The following is a 14,524-nucleotide window of genomic DNA, read 5'->3' on the forward strand; positions in this document are numbered from 1 at the left end:
GCGGACCCGCCCGCTGTGCCGGCACCGCCATCGAGACCGACCGGTTCCGGCACGGTACGGTCGGAGCACGCCAGAAGCGCAGATCAGGTCAGCCGGACGAGGGACCAGGTCGCCAGCGGCGGGGAGTCGGACCGATCCCCCGCCCGCACGCCGATCACGCCTCGCGCGGACCAGGCCGGACGAGGGAGGAGCGGCGATGTCAGACGAGCGCACCGACATCACGGCAGAGCCGGCCGAGGTGGAGACGGCCCGGACGGAGTCACACGACCCGGACTTTCCGGAGAAGTTCCTGGAGTTCATGCGGCAGGGCTGGCGGGACAGTAGCCTGCCGGTCGGTCCCCGGCCCGAGGTGCCCAACCACGCCAAGCGGCGGGCCGCGCTCTCCGCCGCCCTGTCCGGCGAGACCCTGGTGATCCCGACCGGTCCGGAGAAGGTACGCGCCAACGACACCGCCTACCGGTTCCGCCCCGGCAGCGACTTCGTCTACCTGACCGGCGACCACGATCCGGGCAGCGTACTGGTGATGCGCCCGAACGGCTCCGGCCACGACGTGGTGCTCTACACCCGTCCCCGGTCGTCCCGGGAGAGCGACGAGTTCTTCCGCAGCCGGGACGGCGAGCTGTGGGTCGGCCGCCGGCACACCCTGGCCGAGAAGTCGATCGAGCTGGGCATCGAGACCGCACCCCTGTCCGACCTGCCGGCGGCGCTGGCCGACTGCGCTCCCGGGCGTACCCGGGTGCTGCGCGGGCTGGACCCGTCGGTGGACGGCGCGGTGCGGCCGTACGAGCCGCCGAAGAGTGGGACGGCCGAGGAGTCCGGTCCCCGGCTGAGCCGGGACGGGGAGTTGGCCGCGCTGCTGTCCGAGCAGAAGCTGGTCAAGGACGAGTGGGAGATCGCCCAGCTCCAGGAGGCGATCGACGCCACCGTACGCGGCTTCGAGGACGTCGCCCGGGTGCTGCCGGCCGACCGCCCGGTCAGCGAACGGCTGCTGGAGGGGGTCTTCGGGCTGCGCGCCCGACACGACGGCTACGACGTCGGCTACAACTCGATCGTCGGCTCCGGCGAGCACGCCACGATCCTGCACTGGATCCACAACACCGGCGTCACCCGCCCGGGTGAGCTGCTGCTGATGGACATGGGCGTGGAGGGGCGGCACCTCTACACCGCCGACGTGACCCGGGTACTGCCGGTCTCCGGCACCTTCTCCCCGCTGCAACGCCAGGTCTACGACATCGTGTACGCGGCCCAGCAGGCCGGCATCGACGTCATCCGGCCCGGGGTGACCTTCAAGGACGTGCACCGGACCTGCATGCGGGTACTCGCCGAGGGGCTCGCCGTGTTGGGCCTGCTGCCGGTCAGCGTGGAGGAGGCGATGGACGAGACGTCGATGGTCTACCGCCGGTGGACGCTGCACGGCTTCGGCCACATGCTCGGGCTCGACGTGCACGACTGCGCCAACGCGCGCAAGGAGAGCTACCGGGACGGCACCCTCGGCGAGGGGTACGTGCTGACCGTCGAGCCGGGGCTCTACTTCCAGCCCGAGGACGACCTGGTGCCCGCGGAGCTGCGCGGGATCGGCATCCGGATCGAGGACGACGTACTGGTGACGTCGGACGGCGCGGTCAACCTCTCGGCCGGGCTGCCCCGGCAGGCCGACGAGGTGGAGGCGTGGCTGGCGGCCCAGCGCGAGGCCGGGTTCCGGCTGCCGGGCTGATCCGACCGGGTTCCGTCGCCGGCCGGGCACTCCCCGGCCGGCGTCGGCGTCCGACCCGAAGAAATCCCTCGATCGTTTCACGTTCGCTGCCGACAAACCGCGACGGTACGATGGCGCTGCGTCCCGCACCGGACAGCAGGAGAGGTGTGGTGCCCGGAAACAGCCTCGGCGAGCCGCCCCGCGCACCGACCAAGAGTGTGCTCAGACTGGTGTTCGCGCTCGCCGGAGTGGTCGCCTTCGTCTGTGGCTACATCGGGCTCTATCAGCACATCAACCGAATCGGTGGCTACGGGGCCGACCCGTTCGACCTGATCTACTACGACCTACAGCTCTTCGTGCTCGGCGCCCCGCCGCTGGACGAGGGCGGGCCGTTCCCGCCGCTGCTGGACTTCGCCCGGTTCGCGGCACCGGCCGTCACCGCGTACGCCGTGGTGGAAGCCTGCCGGCTGCTCTTCGCCACCGAACTGCGCCGGCTGCGCGACCGCAACGCCCGGGGGCACGTCATCGTCTGCGGCGACGGCCTGGTGGCGGACACCCTGGCCCGCCGGCTCCAGGCCGCCGGGCACCGGGTGGTGGCGGTCCGCTCCGACGTCACGCCCCCGTCCGGCTCCGGCAAGGTGGCTCGGGCCGCGCGGGACCCGAGCGTGCTGCGCAGCGCCGGCATCGGCCGGGCCAGGGCGGTCTACGCGTGTACCGACGACAGCGCGACCAACGCGGCGATCGGGCTGGCGGCGGCCCGGCACGGCCGTTCCCCGCTCGCCGTGTACGCCCAGGTCGCCGACCCCGAGCTGTGCCTCGCGTTGCAGGCCCGGCACCTGGGGCTGGCCCGGCACCCCGGCGCCCGGCTGGACTTCTTCAACATCGACGACCTGGCCGCCCGGAAGCTCTTCGCCGAGGACCCGCTGACCGCGGTGGACGGCCGGCCACCCCGGGTGGTGGTGCTCGGCGCCACCGCCTTCGGCCGGGCGGTACTCGTCGAGCTGGCCCGGCGCTGGCGGGTACGCGACCCGCACGGCGCCCGACTCGTCCCGCTGGTACTCGTCGACGAGGCGGCGACCGAGGCGGCGGCCCAGCTCACCCACCGCTATCCGTTCCTGTCCCGGGTCTGCCGGATCATCCCGCTCGACGGCGGCCTCGGCGAACTGCTCGGCCAACTCCCCCGGGCCGGCTTCCCGCTCCCGCCGGACCGGGTGTTCATCTGCTACGACGACGAGGAGCGGGCGCTGAAGACCGCGCTCACCGCCGAGCAGCTCTGGCACGGCGGGCCCGGCTCGATGGTGGTCCGGCTGGACCGGCTGGCCAACCTGCGGGAGGCGTTCGGCAGCGGGCACGGCCTCGGCGTCCTCGACGACCTCTCCGGCGCGCTCCGGCTCTACGGCGTGGTGCACGCCGCCTGCGATCCCGCGCTGATCGGGGACGACCTGGTGGAACGGCTGGCCCGGGTGATCCACGAGGCTTACGTGGTGGCCCGGCGCCGGCACGGTGAACGGCCCGGCGGCAATCCCGCGCTGGTGCCCTGGGAGGAGTTGCCGGAGTCGCTGCGCCGGGCCAACCGGGACCAGGCCAAGGACATCGGCCGGAAGCTGCGCGAGTTGGGCTGTGCCCTCTCGCCCCGGGTCGGGCCGGGCGACGAGCACGCCCTGGAGGAGCCGGAGATCGAACGACTGGCCATCCTGGAGCACCAGCGCTGGCTGGCGGAGCAGGTGGCGAGCGGTTGGCGGTACGCGCCACACCGCGACGACGAGCGCCGACTGCATCCGGCGTTGAGCCCCTGGGAGGATCTACGGGAAGATCTCCGGGAGCGTAACCACGAGGCGGTCCGGGAACTCCCGGTCATCCTGGCCGACGCGGGCTTTCGTATCGTCCGCGTCGGGCACGCGTAACCACGAACGGACGGTGCTGGATGGCCCGCATCGGTGTCACCGGGCACGTAGTACTCGCCGACGGCACGGCGGAGCTGGTCTACGCCCGGCTCACCGAGGAGCTTCGCCGGTACGCCGGGCCGGAACTGCGCGGGATCACCTGTCTCGCCGACGGCGCCGACCAGCTCTTCGCCCGGGCGATACTCGCCAGCGGCGGGAGCTACGAGGCGGTGATCCCGGCCCGGGACTACCGGCAGCGGGCGGTCCAGGCACACAATCTGCCCGACTTCGACGAGTTGCTGTGCCGGGCCAGCTCGGTGTCGTACATGCCGTTCCCGCGCTCGGGGCGGGATGCATACCTGGCGGCGAGCCTGGAGATGCTGCGCCGGTGCGAGCGGCTCTTCGCGGTCTGGGACGGCAACCCATCGGCGGACGTCGGCGACACCGCCGACGTGGTCCGGGTGGCGCAGTCCCGGGACCTGCCGGTGACCGTGCTCTGGCCGACCGGCGCCCGGCGCCGCTGACCGTGCTCTGGCCAACCGGCGCCCGCCACCGCTGACCGCTCGCCGCTGACCGGTGGCGCTGACTGACTGGTGCCGTTGCGCCGTGATTCCGGTCAGTTGCGCCGTGATCCCGGTCAGCGGCGGCTGACGGCGTCGTTGCCGGTGAGCAGGGCGCGGGCCAGCGGGGTGAGCGTGTGGTGGGCGGCCTTCCCATGCCGGGTGGTACGCAGCAGTCCGGCGTCCCGCAGCACGCTGGCATGCTGCGACGCGGACGGGGTACTGATGCCGGCCCGGCGGGCCAGGTCGGTGGTGTTCGCCCCGACCAGGGCGGCCCGGAGTACCGCCGCCCGGGAGCGCCCGAGCAGCGCGGTCAGCGGATCACCGGTGGCCGCCCCGGCACCGAGCGCGTACGCCGGGACCGGCCGGTGCCCCGGCGTACGACCGGCCGGGGTGCGGGGCCGGCGTACCGGATAGGCCAGTACGACCGAGTCCGGTGAGCCGCCGACCCAGAGCTTCCGGGCGAAGACCGACGGCACCAGCAGCAGGCCGGCGCCGTTCGGCCGCAGGTCCAGGTCGACGCCGGAGGAGACCGAGAGCACCGGGTTACGCCACGCCGCCCACGGGTCGAACATCGCCAGCAGCGCCTCCACCCCACCGGTGGCCAGGGCACGGCTGCGCTCGTTGACGTCGAGCCGGACGACCGACTCCCAGGCGGTCAGCTCGGCGGCGATCCGGCGGTCGTGGTAGCTCCGTACCGCCGCCGCCAGGCTCCGGGCCCGGCGTACCGAGGTGGTGAGCAGCCAGGCGAGTGCGCCCTCCAGGGTCCGGTCCTCGGAGAGCGGGGCGAGCAGGTTGGCCGACCCGTCCCGGCCGACCCGGGCCGACGTCGACCGCCGCCGGGCGCCCGAGGCGGCACCGGTCGACTCGGCCAGTTCGCGCAGCCAGCCGGCGAGTTCCGGTCCGGCCACCGGATCCGTTTCCGGTCCGGCCACCGGATCCGCCCTGCCGTCGGCCGCGGACCCGGCGAGGCTGACGACGACCTCGTAGAGCGGGAGGGGCGTGGGTGCGATCCGGGTCCGGGCGATGTCCTCGGGGCCCAGCCAGATCCGGATCATCACCACCTCCACGCCTCGGCCGGGCGGCACCGCACGGCTGTTGTCTGCTCACGAGACGCCGACGCCCCGCCGCCCAGTTGTCGCCTCTCCGGACGGTTTGGACCCAGTCAAAAGCATTGCCGGGACGGGCTGGTCGGCTCGTAACTGGGAGGCAGGAGCCGGCCGGTGATGGCCCGGTCCGGCCGGACGGACGACCGTCGCGCCCGGCGAGGTCACGCCGCCCGGTGCTCGCCGTGCGGCGCCGATGCGAAGGAGTCTCCATGCCGGTGTCCAGACGGATGACCTGGAGCGCGGCGGCCCTGGCCGTCGTACTCGCCGCGACGGGGTGCAGTGGCGACGGCGAGGATCCGAGCACCCCGGACGCCGACGCCGTGGTGCGGATCGGAATCGCCGAGCCGCAGCACATGATCCCGTCGAACGCCACCGAGAGCGCCGGGGCGCAGGTGCTGGCCGCCCTCTACACCCCGCTGGTCGAGTTCGACGCCGACAAGAAGCCGTTCGAGGTGGCGGCCGAGTCGATCGAGTCGACCGACAACAAACTGTGGACGGTGAAGCTGAAGGGCGGGTACACCTTCCACAACGGCGAGGCGGTCACCGCCGACAGCTACATCAACGCCTGGAACCACGCGGCGTACGGGCCGAACGGCAACGGCGGGGCATACTTCTTCGGCCAGATCGAGGGGTACGACGACCTACAGTCGACCGACCCGGACGGCGAGGGTCCGCAGAAGGGTCCGGAGCCGAAGGCGAAGAAGCTGACCGGCCTGAAGAAGGTCGACGACCTCACCTTCACCATCACCCTCTCCGGGTCGTTCGCGGAGTTCGAGTCGGTACTCGGCTATCACGTCTTCGCACCGCTGCCGAACGCCGCGTGGGCCTCGGACGGGGTGTTGAAGGAGGGCTTCGAGGAGGCGCCGATCGGCAACGGCCCGTTCAAGATGAAGGGCACCTGGCAGCACGACAGCCGGATCGAGGTCGAGCGGTACGACGCCCACCCCGGCCCGAAGCCGAAGATCGGCGGCGTCGTCTTCCAGATCTACCAGGTGCTCAGCGCCGACTACGCCGACCTGATCGCCGGAAACAACGACGTGACCCGGCAGGTGCCGATCGAGGCGCTGGGCAGCGCACCGGGTGACCTGGGCGACCGGTTCAAGAAGAGCCCGCTGTCGGCGTTCCAGTTCCTCGCCTTCCCCACCTTCCAACCAGAGTTCGCCAAGGCGGAGGTACGCAAGGCGATCTCGATGGCGATCGACCGCGACGAACTGGTGAAGACGATCTTCAAGGACTCGCAGACCTCGGCCCGGTCCTTCGTCTCCCCGCTGCTCGCCGGTGCCCGGCCGGACACCTGCGGCGAGGCGTGCCAGTTCGATCCGGCGAAGGCGAAGGCCGCGTACCAGGCGGCCGGCGGGCCGGCCAAGTTGCAGATCTCCTACAACGGCGACGGCGGCCACAAGGAGTGGGTGGAGGCCACCTGCAACCAGCTCTCCAACAACCTCGGCGTGGACTGCGTCAGCACTCCCGAGACGAGGTTCGCCGACCTGCTGAACAAGGTGGAGGCGAAGACCCCGGTCGGGATGTTCCGGATGGCCTGGTCGATGGACTACCCGTCGATGCAGAACTATCTCGGGCCGCTCTACGGCACCAACGGGTCGTCGAACTACTACGGCTTCAGCAACGCCGACTTCGACCGCCTGGTCGCCGAGGGCGAGCGGGCGCCGAACCAGGAGGAGGCGATCAAGAAGTACCAGGAGGCGGAGCAGATCCTGGCCCGGGAGATGCCGGTGATCCCGCTGCGGTTCGGCCAGAACAACTTCGGCCACTCGACCCGGGTCGGCAACGTCGAAATGGACCCGTTCGGCCGGGTCGACCTGCTGAAGATCGAGGTGACCGGCTGACCGGCGCCGACACGACGGACTGAACGGTCCGTCGCGGGCCGTACCCGATGCCCCGTCCTCCGCCGCCGCCGGCTGGGGAGGACGGGGCGTAGCCTGCCGCCATGAGACCGGTCCGCCTGGCGGTCGCCGCCCTGCTCGCCACCGTCGGCACGGCATGTCACAGTGGCCCCACGGTGACACCGGGGCGGCAGTACTCGTGCTGCGCCGATCCCGTCCCGCAGGTGCCGTATCGGACCGGCGAGACGGTGATGTTGCACTGGACGGTCCGGACGATCGGCACCCCGAGCGGGCCGTCGCAGGTGGAACTCAACGCCGGACTGACCGGCCCGCACCCCGACGTGGCGGCGCTCAAGGCCGCCTCGGCAGCGGGCAACGCGGCCGGAGAGATGACGCTGACGGCAGCGCCGGTCCGGCCGACCGGGGCGGCGGACGAGGTGCCGACCAGCGTCATCCAGATCCCCGCCGCCGCCCGGCCCGGCTACTACAACCTGGTCTGGTCGGCGGACGAGCCCGGTGGCTCGTTCGGCGCCGCGTCCGTCGTCCAGGTGGTCGCGGGTTCCTGACTTTCGACGGGTACGCCGGCAGGCGGGTTCACGGCACTGGTCCGCCGCCGACGGCTGGCGGCTGATCGACTGGGACACCGTGCGGGTCGCGCCGCCCGAGCGTGACCTCTGGCTGCTGGAGCCCGGTGACGGGTCGGTGCTCTGACCCGCGCCTGACCGCCGGACTGGACTCCACACCGTATCGAGCCGGTCCGCCCGGGTGTTGCCGCTGGACGGCGCGGACCGGCCGCGGTCGCCGCACTGCCTGCTCGATCCTGGTGGCCGGCGCCGCCCGGTACTCCTCCCGTGGCACGATTGATCGAGATATTCCGGCGGAAAGGGTCGACATGCGCGCCCGGAGGTGGACGAGCCTGGTCGTGCTGCCGGTGCTGGCCGCCTGTGCCACGCTGCTCGGCTGCGACCGGCAGGACGAGCAGGAGCGGCCGTCGCAGGCGGAGACCCTGCGCGCCTACCAGCCCCGGTTCGAGGAACTACGGCGCAGGCTCGTCCAGGTCGGGTCGGTGCTGCCGGCCGGCAAGGTGGGCCGGGATGGCTGCCAGGCCCCGGCCCCGCCGGATCCGGCGTTCACCTACCGGACTGGGGACGAGGAGCAGGACGGGAACACCGCCGAGGTCTTCATGGAGCGGTCCCTGACCGAACCGGACACCCGGCTGCACTGGGACCGCAGCTTCCAGTACGGTGACACGCTGCTGCTCGACGCCCTGCACTGGACCGGACCGCGCGGCCCGCTGGGCGAGAACCGCTTCGAACTCGGACCGCCGCCCAACTACTGGGACGAGGGCGACGACCGCGAACTGCGGGCCAAGATGGACCGCGCCCTCGACACGCCCTACCTGGTGGTGCTGCGGGTACGCGCGTACACCCCGCCGACCTCGCAGGACGGTCCCACCGAGGTCGGCTTCGTCGCAAGCGTCGAACTGGACGGCTTCGTGGTCGACCTGCGACAGCCGAAACTGCTCTGCTCGTTCGGCGCCGCCGGCAGATACTCTGCGCTGCACGTCGTCAACATCAGACCGGGCGAGACCTGGGGTAGCCGGGTCTACGAGGAGTTGCAGGGGTCTGCCGGACGCCGGATAGCCGAGAAGCTGGAATCGCTGACCGGCGGCAGCGCCGACCCGCCACAGACGACGACCGCGTGGCAGTGATGGCCGGACAGGTCACACCGGCCCGGTGACCGGCGTGGGCAGGCCCGGACCGGGTCGACCTGCCAGCCTGCTCGTCGGACACCTCGCCATTATCGACTCCGAACGACTCAGCAGATGCCTCCGGCTCAAACCGGCTCGACGTACACGGCGACGGTGCGGGGCGGGACGGTGAAGGTGCCGGTGGCGGCGTCGAAGGAGGCCGTGCGGAGGGTCGGATCCGCCGAATTCCGCAGCACTGGATGCAATGAGATCTCCGCACCCCGCAGCCCGGCAACGGTCTGGGTGGCCGTCTCCGGAGTCGCGTTGAAGACCACCGTCACCGACCGCCAGCGCGGGTCGAGCCCCGTCCCGTCCAGCGTCATCGTCAGCACCCCCGGCGTCTCGTCCACTCCGGAGAGCGGGAACGACACCCGGCGCTGTACCTGGGCCGCATCCGCCAGCCCGAAGACCGGCGACGACTCCCGTACCCGCAGCAGTTCCCGGTAACGTTCCTCGGCCAGCTCGATCGCGGCGCAGTCCGGTACGAGCGCCGGGTCGGCGAGCAGCGGCCGGGCGTACGGCCACTTGTCAGCGTTGTCGGCAGCCGGTGGCAGTCCCGCCCCGAACCCGTTCCCCTCGGCACAGTCCCAGCGGATCTGGTTGAACCAGTCCCCGCTGTTGTAGGAGTTCCGGTCCAGCGACTTCGACCGCAGCCGCTCACTCCCCGCCGTGACGAACCCGGTCCCCTGACTCAGCACCGCCGTGCCCAAGGCCAGCACCTGCATCCGCGCCCGGTCCACCGCGCTCGTCCCGACCGGCAGCTTGTACGCCAACGCGTCGTACAGGATCTCGTTGTCGTGCGCGTCGACGTACGTGACCGCCTCGCCCGGCGCGGCGGTGTAGCCGGCCGGCGCGCCGTTGTAGTCGACCTCCGCCCCGGTCACCGTCTCGCCCGACGACCCGACGAACCGGTAACCCGCCAGGTTGCCGGTCAGCCCGACCTTGATCTGGTCCTGCTGGTGCAGCAGCCGGGCCCGCTGCTCCGCCAGGGTGCCGTTCACCGGGTCGCCGTTCGGGTCGGTGAAGAGCCCCGACCCGAAGCCCTGCACCCGGGGGTTGGCGTCGAACGGCCCGCCACCACGCACCGCGTCCCGCAGCCGGTCGTTGAAGGTGCCGATCCCGGTACCGGCCATGTTGGCCTGGGTGGCCTGGACGAACCGGGCCTCGCCGGCCACCTCGCCGAATTCCCAGCCCTCGCCGTAGAGCAGGATCGCGCGCCCGTCCACCCCGTCCCGGGCCAGCGTGAGCCGGTCCAGCGCGGCCCGCACCGCCAGGATGTTGGCCTTCGGGTGGTGCCCCATCAGGTCGAACCGGAACCCGTCGACCTTGTACGCCTTCGCCCAGGTCACCACCGAGTCGACCACGAGTTTGCCCATCATGGCGTGCTCCGGCGCGGTGTTGGCGCAGCAGGTGGAGTTGGCCACCGTGCCGTCGTCGAGCAGCCGGTGGTAGTAGCCGGGGACGATCTGGTCCAGCACCGAGCGCGGGTCGGTACCGGCCGCCGAGGTGTGGTTGTAGACCACGTCCAGCACCACCCGCAGCCCGGCCGCGTTGACTCCGGCCACCAACTGCCGGAACTCGGCCGTCCGCCGGTCCGGGTCGACCGCGTACCCGCCCTCCGGGACGGTGTAGTGCAGCGGGTCGTACCCCCAGTTGTAGCCGTCGGTGTCCCGGACCGTGCCGACGCACTCCTGCTGGCGCTCCGAATCGGCCGGCAGCGCCGCCAGGTCGCAGGGCGGCACGGCCTGGTCGGCCCGGCGCTCCGGGATGGTCGCGAAGTCGAACGCCGGCAGCAGGTGCAGGTGGCTGACCCCGGCGTCGGCCAGCGACCGCAGGTGCCGCATCCCGGTGGTCGCCGGGTCGGTGAAGGCCAGGTACGTCCCCCGGCGCTCCGCCGGCACCGACGCGTCGGCGATCGAGAAGTCCCGGACCGACACCTCCTGGATCTGGGTACGCGTCGACGGCACCGCCGCCGGCTTGCGCAGCCCCGCCCAGCCGGCCGGGGCCGACGCCGGGTCGGTCAGGTCGACGATCCGGCTGTGCGTGGAGTTCGCGGTCAGCGCCAGCGAGTACGGGTCGGTGACCGAGGCGGTGACGATCCGCTGCGCGGCCGGCTGCCACGCCTCGATCCGGTAGCGGTAGTAGCGGCCGAGCCAGTCCCGCTCGCCGCGCACCGACCAGACGCCGGTCCGGTCGTCGCGGCGCATCGGCACCATCCGGGGCGTCCCGCCCGGTGTGTCGAAGAGTTCCAGCGCCACGGTCCGGGCGGTCGGTGCCCAGACCGACAGGCTCGGCCGTCCACTCTCGACGATCGGGCCGAGCCGCGCGTCGGTGGCCGACGCGTAGAGGTCGTCGAGGACGCCCGGCACCTGCACCCCGGTCGCGCCGAGCAGCGCCCCGGCGGCGTCCCGCTCGGTCAGCACGAGCTGTCCGCGCAGCGCCGCCGGCGCTTTCGCCAGCTCGCGCGGGTCCAGCTTGAGGGCCTGGAACTGCCACAGGTGCGGGAACTTCGCGCGCTGGGCCTCCGTCGGCCCGCCCGGCACCGCCCGCAACGGCAGTTCGGCGTACGTCCCGACAAGCTCGCCGTCCCGCACCGCCAGTCCGCCGGCCGGGGCGCTGACCAGGGCGTACCGCCGGCCGTCGGTGGGCTGCCCCGGTGGCCGGAGCAGGGTGGACCGGTCGATCCAGTGTGCCCGCTGCTTCGTGATGTCGAGGTCCGGGGCGGCGCTGCCGGTGACCGGCAACAGCCGACCGGGGGTGCCGGCGAGCAGCCACGCCTTCCGGCCGGCGCTACCGAAATCGAGTCGCTGGTCGTCCGGCAGGTCCTTGGTGTCTCCCTTGTGGATGATGTAGCTCAGTCCGGTCGCCCCGGCGGCCAGCGGCACCCGGAAGGTGATCCCGAACTCGTCCCGGCCGGCCGGCGGCAGCGGGCTGGCCCAGTCGGTCGGGTCCGCCGCGCCGTCCCAGACGTGCAGCCCCCAACCGTCGTAGTTGCCGTCCGCCCGGCGGTAGTGCAGCACCGCCACGCTCTCGTCGACCGGCGGGTCCGGTTCGCCGGTGGCCGCCTGCCGGCTCGGATAGACCGTCGGATCGCCCTGTTTGAGCCAGACCTCGCCGGTCCGGGTCACGTCGACGCTCCGGTCCACCGCCACGTCCTTGTTGCCGGCGGCGTCCACCACCAGGAAACCGACGTTTGCGGCACCCGGCTTCAGCTTCACCCAGGCGAACCGGCCGTACGAGTCCTCCCCGGCGAACGGCTGCCCGGTCGGCCACGGCGTCTGGTACCCCGGATCGATGTCGCCCCAGGCGTGCAGTTGCCAGTCGGGGTACCCGCCGGCCGGCCGCTGGTAGTGCACCACCAGCCAGTCCCGGGCGTCGGCCCGGGGCGGAGTACCCACCCTCGCCGTCGACCGCCCGGTGCCGGTACGCCCCGACGAGTCCCGCACCACCGCCTTGTACTCGATCCGGGCGCCGCCCGGCAATCCGAGCAGGTCGTGGTGCACCCGGTACGGCACCGGTCCGCCCTGGTTGCGGGCCTGGCCGAGCAGCGTCCATGCCCCGCCGTCGACCCGGGCCGCCACGGTGACGGTGGCCAGCGGGTCCCCGGTGACCTGGGCAACCACCCCGGCCCGGGTCGGTACGGCCGCGTCCGGTGCCGGGTCGGTGATCCGGACGCTCGGCGCGGCCGTCGTCCGGGCGATCGGGGCGCCCGCCCGGAGCACGATCGCGCCCAACGGCGGCACGGTGACGGTCAGCCTGCCATCCGGGCCGGCCTGTGCGGTCACGTCGGATCCGTAGATGCCGGTGAACCGGGTGCCGGCCGACCAGGTGTCGACGGTGACGGTCTGCGCGGTCGGGGCGTTGTTGACCGCGGCGACGTACTCGACCCGGTCGGCGGGGGCGATCCGGGAGAAGGCGAAGACGCCGGGGCCGTCGGCGGCGTACCGGGTGACCTGGATGCCGTCACGCAGCGCCGGGTGTGCCTTGCGCAGTGCGCCGAGCCCGGCGATCGTCCGGTAGAGCGGATGCGTCGGGTCGTACTGGTCGACGGCGTGGCTCCGGTCGGTGCCGAGCAGGTCGTCGTCGAGGTAGTCGGCGGTACGCGAGGCGAACATGTCCTGCCGGGCGTCCTTGTCCCCGCCCGGCCCGGTGAAGCCCTGCTCGTCGCCGGAATAGACGATCGGCTGACCCCGGGTGAGGAACATCAGCTCGTGCGCGAGCTGGTCCCGGCGCAGGTGGCTGGCCGGGTCGGTACCGCCGTTCGCGACGAACGAGCCGATCCGGCCCATGTCGTGGTTGCCGAGGAAGGTCGGCAGCCGGCCCGCGTCGGTGTCCCGGGCGGTGTAGAGGTCGTCGGCGGCGAACCCGTCGGCGAGAGCCTTGGCCGAGCCGCCGCCGCTCGCCACGTAGCCCCGGGCGGCGTTCTGGAAGGTGAAGTCGAGGGTGGCCGGCAGCCCGCCCCGACGGACGTACGTCGAGGTGACCTCGGGATTGGCGTCGTAGACCTCGCCGAACATGAAGAAGTCCGGCTTGCCGGCCCGCTGGGCGGCCCGCTCGACGCCGGCCCGGAACTGCGGCCAGAACTCCAGGTTGACGTGCTTGGCGGTGTCCAGCCGGAAGCCGTCGACACCCAGCTCGGTGACCCAGTCGGCGAAGATCTTCGTCATGCCCCGGACCACCTCGGGGCGCTCGGTCCACAGGTCGTCCAGGCCGGCGAAGTCGCCGTACTCGCTGTTCTCGCCGACGAAGGTCGAGTCGCCCCGGTTGTGGTACATGGTCGGGTCGTTCAGCCAGGCCGGCACCTTGACCCGCCGATCCGCCCCGGTCGGGAAGGCCGGGGTGTACGGGAAGGACTCCTCGTCCACCGCCGGGAAGGCGCGGCTGCCGTCGGCGTAGTTGCGGTCCTCGAACGGCCGCCCCTGCGCGTCCCGGTAGGGTCGGCTCGCCTTGTCCTGGTAACCGGTCTGGTTTCCGGGATACCGGATGACGTCGGCGGTGTGGTTGACGATGACGTCCAGATAGATCTTGATGCCCCGTCGGTGTGCCTCCCGGACCAGCCTCCGCAGGTCGTCGTTCGTGCCGAAATGCGGGTCGACCTGGGTGAAGTCGGTGATCCAGTAGCCGTGGTAGCCGGCCGAGGCGTCCGCTCCGCTGCCCTGCACCGGCCGGTTCTTGAAGACCGGGGCCAGCCAGATCGCGGTGGTGCCGAGCCCCTGGACGTAGTCCAGCCGGTCCAGCAGGCCGCGCAGGTCGCCGCCGTGGTAGAAGCCCTTGTCGGTCGGATCGTGCCCGGTGCGCAGCCGGTCGCCGGTCAGCCCGCCCCGGTCGTTGCGGGGGTCGCCGTTGGCGAACCGGTCCGGCAGGACGAAGTAGAACTGCTCGGCCCGGCCCCGGTCGGCGTCGGCCGCGTCGAGCAGCGCCTCGGCCGACGGTTCCGCCGTCCACTGTGCCGCCAGCGCGGCGCCGCCGGTCGCGTCCGGGTCGCCGGCCCCACCCCGCAGTGCGGTCGGGCTGAACCCCGGCCCGGCGAGCGCTCCGGCGCCGGCCAGCGGAAGCGTGAGCGCGGCGGCGAGAACCAGCAGGACGGTACGCGGCAAGGCGGTACGCGGCAGAGCGGTACGCGGCGGCAGCGGCTTCATCGACGGCCTTCCTCTGGTCTCTGAAGTTCGCCCGCACGCTAGTCCTTTG

General features: G+C 72.4%; 8 protein-coding genes. 6 read left to right on the plus strand and 2 right to left on the minus strand.

Going from position 1 to position 14,524, the window contains the following annotated elements:
• Window positions 1–196 precede the first annotated feature (196 nt).
• The 3 genes from Pma05_RS37895 (at window position 197) to Pma05_RS37905 (ending at window position 4,100) form a co-directional block, all read left to right on the plus strand.
• Window positions 197–1,714 (plus strand): aminopeptidase P family protein, encoded by a 1,518-nt coding sequence (locus Pma05_RS37895; RefSeq protein ID WP_203862357.1) that lies wholly within the window; start codon window positions 197–199, stop codon window positions 1,712–1,714.
• A gap of 149 nt (window positions 1,715–1,863) precedes the next feature.
• A complete protein-coding gene (locus tag Pma05_RS37900; RefSeq protein WP_203862358.1) occupies window positions 1,864–3,597 on the plus strand; it encodes a RyR domain-containing protein in 1,734 nt (577 codons plus the stop codon).
• 20 nt (window positions 3,598–3,617) lie between these two features.
• Window positions 3,618–4,100: a hypothetical protein gene (locus Pma05_RS37905; RefSeq protein ID WP_203862359.1), complete on the plus strand. Its 483-nt coding sequence runs from the start codon at window positions 3,618–3,620 to the stop codon at window positions 4,098–4,100.
• A gap of 113 nt (window positions 4,101–4,213) precedes the next feature.
• On the opposite strand, the gene Pma05_RS37910 is transcribed toward Pma05_RS37905, so the two are convergent.
• Window positions 4,214–5,194, minus strand: coding sequence for an ArsR/SmtB family transcription factor (locus tag Pma05_RS37910; protein ID WP_203862360.1), 981 nt, complete (start codon window positions 5,192–5,194; stop codon window positions 4,214–4,216).
• Window positions 5,195–5,454: 260 nt separating this feature from the next.
• Here Pma05_RS37910 and Pma05_RS37915 point away from each other — a divergent pair, with 260 nt between their 5' ends.
• From Pma05_RS37915 to Pma05_RS37925, 3 genes are all read left to right on the plus strand, one after another.
• Window positions 5,455–7,089: a peptide ABC transporter substrate-binding protein gene (locus tag Pma05_RS37915; RefSeq protein WP_203862361.1), complete on the plus strand. Its 1,635-nt coding sequence runs from the start codon at window positions 5,455–5,457 to the stop codon at window positions 7,087–7,089.
• A gap of 101 nt (window positions 7,090–7,190) precedes the next feature.
• Window positions 7,191–7,652: a hypothetical protein gene (locus tag Pma05_RS37920; RefSeq protein ID WP_203862362.1), complete on the plus strand. Its 462-nt coding sequence runs from the start codon at window positions 7,191–7,193 to the stop codon at window positions 7,650–7,652.
• A 326-nt stretch (window positions 7,653–7,978) separates the two neighbouring features.
• Window positions 7,979–8,797 carry a hypothetical protein gene (locus Pma05_RS37925; RefSeq protein WP_203862363.1) on the plus strand — a complete coding sequence of 273 codons (819 nt, stop codon included), beginning with the start codon at window positions 7,979–7,981 and terminating at the stop codon, window positions 8,795–8,797.
• 125 nt (window positions 8,798–8,922) lie between these two features.
• Here the strand turns inward: Pma05_RS37925 and pulA are convergent, their stop codons facing one another.
• Window positions 8,923–14,475, minus strand: coding sequence for a pullulanase-type alpha-1,6-glucosidase (gene pulA / locus Pma05_RS37930; protein ID WP_203862364.1), 5,553 nt, complete (start codon window positions 14,473–14,475; stop codon window positions 8,923–8,925).
• Window positions 14,476–14,524: the final 49 nt, after the last annotated feature.

This window comes from Plantactinospora mayteni (assembly GCF_016862935.1).
Taxonomy (GTDB): Bacteria; Actinomycetota; Actinomycetes; order Mycobacteriales; family Micromonosporaceae; genus Plantactinospora; species Plantactinospora mayteni.

Bases quoted from the DNA above. Each gene is read 5' to 3' on its own strand.
- Pma05_RS37925 (WP_203862363.1), top strand. From the start codon at position 7,979: ATGCGCGCCCGGAGGTGGACGAGCCTGGTCGTGCTGCCGGTGCTGGCC.
- Pma05_RS37915 (WP_203862361.1), top strand. From the start codon at position 5,455: ATGCCGGTGTCCAGACGGATGACCTGGAGCGCGGCGGCCCTGGCCGTC.
- Pma05_RS37910 (WP_203862360.1), bottom strand. From the start codon at position 5,194: ATGATCCGGATCTGGCTGGGCCCCGAGGACATCGCCCGGACCCGGATC.
- pulA (WP_203862364.1), bottom strand. From the start codon at position 14,475: ATGAAGCCGCTGCCGCCGCGTACCGCTCTGCCGCGTACCGCCTTGCCG.
- Pma05_RS37895 (WP_203862357.1), top strand. From the start codon at position 197: ATGTCAGACGAGCGCACCGACATCACGGCAGAGCCGGCCGAGGTGGAG.
- Pma05_RS37905 (WP_203862359.1), top strand. From the start codon at position 3,618: ATGGCCCGCATCGGTGTCACCGGGCACGTAGTACTCGCCGACGGCACG.
- Pma05_RS37920 (WP_203862362.1), top strand. From the start codon at position 7,191: ATGAGACCGGTCCGCCTGGCGGTCGCCGCCCTGCTCGCCACCGTCGGC.